General features: G+C 69.7%; 6 protein-coding genes. All 6 read left to right on the top strand.

Annotation, left to right across the window (positions count from 1 at the left end):
- Positions 1–359 precede the first annotated feature (359 nt).
- On the top strand, positions 360–1,127 hold the full coding sequence (locus D8M34_RS17630; RefSeq protein ID WP_126894675.1) for a type IV secretory system conjugative DNA transfer family protein: 768 nt from the start codon (positions 360–362) through the stop codon (positions 1,125–1,127).
- Positions 1,128–1,173: 46 nt separating this feature from the next.
- Entirely contained in the window at positions 1,174–1,959 is a 786-nt protein-coding gene (locus tag D8M34_RS17625) for a hypothetical protein (RefSeq protein ID WP_126894674.1), read from the top strand.
- Positions 1,960–2,290: 331 nt separating this feature from the next.
- Entirely contained in the window at positions 2,291–3,088 is a 798-nt protein-coding gene (locus tag D8M34_RS17620; protein WP_161973086.1) for a ParA family protein, read from the top strand.
- 25 nt (positions 3,089–3,113) lie between these two features.
- On the top strand, positions 3,114–3,344 hold the full coding sequence (locus D8M34_RS17615; protein WP_126894672.1) for a hypothetical protein: 231 nt from the start codon (positions 3,114–3,116) through the stop codon (positions 3,342–3,344).
- Between the two features lie 115 nt (positions 3,345–3,459).
- Entirely contained in the window at positions 3,460–4,020 is a 561-nt protein-coding gene (locus D8M34_RS17610) for a hypothetical protein (RefSeq protein WP_126894671.1), read from the top strand.
- Positions 4,021–4,285: 265 nt separating this feature from the next.
- Positions 4,286–4,772: hypothetical protein (locus tag D8M34_RS17605; RefSeq protein ID WP_148113080.1), on the top strand; the 487-nt coding region annotated here is incomplete at its 3' end.

The following is a 4,772-nucleotide window of genomic DNA, read 5'->3' as shown; positions in this document are numbered from 1 at the left end:
GCCGGGGGGCTGTCGGGGTGGTAAAGCCCGGCGGCCTGGCCGGACTGGGGGCGGCGGCCCGGGGGGTAGCGGTGGGGGGGTGCGGGGGCGGCGCGGGCTCGGCGGCGCGCGCTGAGGCGCTGGTGCGGGGCGGCGGCGGGGTCGGCGGGGGCGAGGAGGACTCGGCCGGGTCTGGGCGTGGCGTGCGGGTCCTGCGGGGAAGCCGGGTGGACGGGGGGGTCGCTGGGGGGCGCATGGAAGACGACGTTTCGTAGGTCAACGCCGGCTACGAGGCGCGCGGCACCGTTCCGGTCCCGGTCGAGATCCTGACCCGTGCGGTTCAGGCTGGGACGGCAGCGGCGGACGCCACGCTCCCGGGCATGCTGCGCACCGCACTGACCCAGAACGAGAAGACCGCGGCGACGGTGATGACCAACGTGCACGCCGCGCTCGCGTTCATGCAGTCCCCGACGATCGCGGCCGCGTGCACCGCCACCGACGGCGACACTCTCGATCTGGGGGAGTTCCTCGCTGCGCACGGCAGCCTCTACCTGGTCGGCGGCGCGACCGACAACCGGGTGGCGCCGCTGTTCCCCGCCCTGGTGGAAGCGGTCTTCGCCGAGGCGCAACGTGCGGCCGCCGAGGCGGGCGGGGTGCTGCCGACGACATGCACGTTCCTGCTCGACGAGGTCGCGAACCTGACCCCGGTCCCGCTGGATCGGTGGGCCGCGGACTCTCGCGGGTGGGGCATCACGGTCGTCGGGGTGTTCCAGTCCTTGGCTCAGCTGTCGACCCGCTGGGGCCGCGACGCTGGGGACGTGATCTGGCAGAACCTGCCGGTCAAGGTCATCCGGCCGGGGGTGTCGAGCACCGATGACCTTGACGGTCTGGCCTACCTCGCGGGCAAACGGCGAGTACGGCACGACACCGAGGGAGAGTCTCAGGGCGACGGTCGCCGGTCCCGGTCGGTGTCGGTGAGCCGCCCTCGGGAGCTGGTGGTGGAAGGTGACGTCATCTCCCGGATGCCCCGTCACCATGCGTACGTGCTCGGCCTCGCACCGCGGCCCGCAGTCGTGCGCTACACCCCCGGCCACGAGCTGGTCGCGACCCGCAGGGCGATGCTCGGCCTGGCCCACGACGCCACGTGAGCATCCTGGACACGATCCACCCGACGTCGGCAACGGAGGTAGCTGCGTGAGCGCTGCAGACAACGTCCGAGACGAGATCATCGCCGCTCTCGACGCCCGGACTCGACGTCACGGCACCGTCCTCGACGAGCTGCAGGGGCCGCTCGGCGGCCTGGGCGAGACCGTCACCGAGTCCGCGGGCCTGCTCGCGCAGGTCATCCCGCGTCTGGACACCCTCGCCGAGCAGGTCGCGGAGGTCCGGGGCCGGGCATCGACGAGCGGTGACGGGGGGACTGGTGGCGAGGAGGTCGTCAGCGGTGTGGTGTGGGAGACCCTGAGCGCAGATGAGGCGGCGGAGGAGTGGACACGGTTGGCGCCGTGGGTCGCCGACGTCCTGGGTCCTTGGTACGAGGTGCCTCGTGGGCATCTGCCCGACTGCTGGGCTCTGCACCGGCCGGTGGTGCGGTTTCTCTCCGCGCTGCACACCGCTTACGTGGCGGCCTACAGCGGCTCGGCAGCGTCGGCGGCCGCGGTCGCGGACTGGCAGAACCGGTGGCTGCCGAACGCGCTGAGTGCGATCTTCGCCCACATGGCCCCGCGGGAACGGGTCTGCTCTCCGGGGCGGCACGACGGCGCGGGCCCCGACGGCGCGCCGGTGCTGTCTGGGAATGGGTTCCGGGAGACCGGCCATCCGGTCCGGCCCGCGACAGAGCTGGAGCAGCTCCAGGCCGAACTCGGACGCGAGACCGTGTACCTCCGGGATGATCCGATCCGGCCGGAGCACTGGGCGCCGTTCTGGCGCCGCGCGGTGGACGCTGACGTTGCCGCACGCCGTGCCCGTGAGGCCGGCTGATTTTCGCTTGTGGGGCGCGCGCCCCGCTCGGGTGTCTGTGGGTCATCCCGTCGCGTCGGCGGGCTCTGCCCGACCAGGTCAGGGGTTCCGTGTCAACCAGCTCTTCCGGTTGATGCGGGGCCCCTGACCTGGTTGTCCCTTGGGGCGTCGTCGTGGCGGGATGACCCACCCGCCTCCTCCTCATCCTGGAGCGGAGGCCCTCCCCGGAGGGGCCGCCGGAGGCGCACTAAACAGGTGCAGTTGTGCACACACGCACGACCGCACAAACGCATTTGTGCGTTTACGTGCTCGTGCGTGAATGCACGAGTGCGGCTGTGCGATAGTGCGCCTTGTGCGCTACGCGATCGCGAACAACAAGGGCGGTGCGGGCAAGACGACCGTCGCCCTCTGTCTGGCTGATGCGCTCGCCGCGCGCGGCCGCCGCGTCCTGATGGTCGACATGGACCCGCAGGCGAACCTGACCCGTCGACTCGGCTACGCAGAATCCGACCTCTCTTCGATGGTCACCACCTCGGAGGTCGTCCGGGAGAACCGCACCGGTTGCGCTGCCGAGGCTGTGATCGGGTGCCGGTGGTTGGTGCCGTGGGCGGAACGGATCGATCTGGTCCCGTCTCGCTTCGACCTGGAGAACCGAGTTCCGGAAGCCGGACAGCTCGGGACGCACCTGCGCCTCGCGCGCGGCTTGGACGGTGTCACCGACGACTACGACGTCGTGTTCCTGGACTGCCCGCCGTCGCTGGGGCATCTCACGCAGCTGTCGTTCGCTGCGGCGGACGGGGTGATCGCTCCGGTGGTCGCCGAGTACGACCATGTCGCCGGCGCAACCCGGGTCCGTGACTTCCTGACCGCCAGCGCCCAACATCTCGACCGGCCGGGCCTGGCTCTGGTCGGGGTGATCGTGAATGCCCAGGACCGGCGCCGTGGGCTGCACACCTGGCACCTGGGCAGCCTCCGGGACTTGTTCGGCGACCTGGTGTGGACCCCGCCTGTGCCGTCGCGTTCGGTCCTGGCCGAGGCGATGGACGCGGCCGCGCCGTTGCGGGCTCAGACCGGGTCGGTCGCCCGGGACCTGGTGACGATCTTCGATGAGCTGGCCGACCGTTTGGTGTCCACGAATGCCGCCGCGTAACCGTCAGCGTCCGGGTGGGGCGTCGATGTTGACCCCGCAGCCGGCGTCCCTGGTCCGTGAGCCCACGCAGACCGCCACGGCGGCCCCTCCCTCTGTCGGTGCGGAGGACTCCGTGGCGATGAAGTACCTGTCGGCCCGGGTCCCGAAGTCTCTACGTGACGAGCTGCAGCACCAGGCGATCCGGGAGGACCGTCCCGGCGCGCAGCTCGTCCAGGACGCTGTTCGGCTCTATCTGGACCAGAAGGCTTCGAGCTAGTGCGTATGTGCACGACTGCACTCGTGTGAGTGCGCACAGGTGCGCATGATCTCGGATCTTTGGCTGAGACGGGCTGTCCACCGGTCTTTCGGTGTGCTCCGGAAAGGTTCACCGGATGAGCTGGTGCGCGTACGTCGATGAGTCGGAGCCGGATCCCCGGTTCGGGCCAGGGGCGTATGTGCTCGCGGCTGCGCTGATCGACCAGGTTGATCAGGAAGCGGCCCGGGTGACGATGGCTGCGCTGCGCCTCAGGGGACAACGCAAGCTGCATTGGCACGACGAAGACGCCCCGCGGCGCCAGCTACTGACGGACACGAACGCCGGCCTTCCCGCGCTCCATCTCATCGTGGTCACGGTTGACGTGCCCGCGAGGTCAGAGCGACGCCGTCGGCTCTGTCTGGCGAGGTTGCTTCCTGAGCTGGATCGGCACGGGGTGCGTGAGGTCTACACCGAGGCCCGTGAGACCAAGCAGAACGGCCGCGACTTGCAGATCCTGGCTGCGATGCGGGCGCGGCGTGAGGTCGGCTCCGGGCTGCGGGTCTATCACCAGCCGGGGCGTCAGGACCCGCTGTTGTGGGTCCCCGACGTGGTAGCGGGAGGGGTAGGTGCACAACGCGCAGGCGAACCCGCGTACCTAGAGCGTTTCGCCAGCCTGACGACGTTCTACGACGCCTGATTCGGCGTCGCAGGTCTGTATATGGCGCGAGCCCGAGACCCCGTCGTCCGGCGGGAACTTCTCGGGCTCACTTCCAGTACTCCGCAGAGCACTGGCTACGAACTAGATGATGCCAGCATCGAAGCGGCGCCGCAAACAAGCCGGGCACCTCGGCCGCAGAATCGTGCACGAGCACACGAGCACACGAGTGCGCTTGTGCACTCCGCAGTTGGTGTCAGTGGGAGCCGCTACCGTCGGTGCAGGCTCGTAGGTGGAGGTGGTGGGCATGGGGCGGATCGGAGAGACCCGGGTGCAGCCCGGGCGGTTGTTCGCCCCAGAGGATCGGGGGAGCGGTGCACCGGCCGATGCCCTGGACGTGCAGTTCCGGGCGCCGCAGTCGTTCTCCCTGTTCGTCGACGATCTGTTCAAGGCCGGCCGGGAGGAAGACGGGCGCGCCTGCTTCGCGCTGTACGAGCAGGTCATGGATCGCACCACGGCACAGCTGCAGCTGATGGGCAGATACGTCGTCGGCGAACAGGGCATTTCACTTCCAGCACGTCTGGATCTCACGGCCTACGGCGAGAGCACTGTGCCGGGGTTCAGCATGATCCGGATCCACCACCACCTGTACGTCGGCCGGACCGCCGTGAGTCTGCGAGACGGTCGACGACTACCTGTCGACTCGCCTCGACTCCGTCGGGTCGCTAGAGCTGCTAGCGCGATCGCCGTCGACGCTGTTCGAGAGCTAACTGAGCAGCGCTTTGGATGCCGGT

The sequence above is a fragment of the Microbacterium sp. HSID17254 genome (assembly GCF_003989315.1).
Classification (GTDB): domain Bacteria; phylum Actinomycetota; class Actinomycetes; order Actinomycetales; family Microbacteriaceae; genus Microbacterium.
This window is presented reverse-complemented; position numbering and strand designations above follow the sequence as displayed.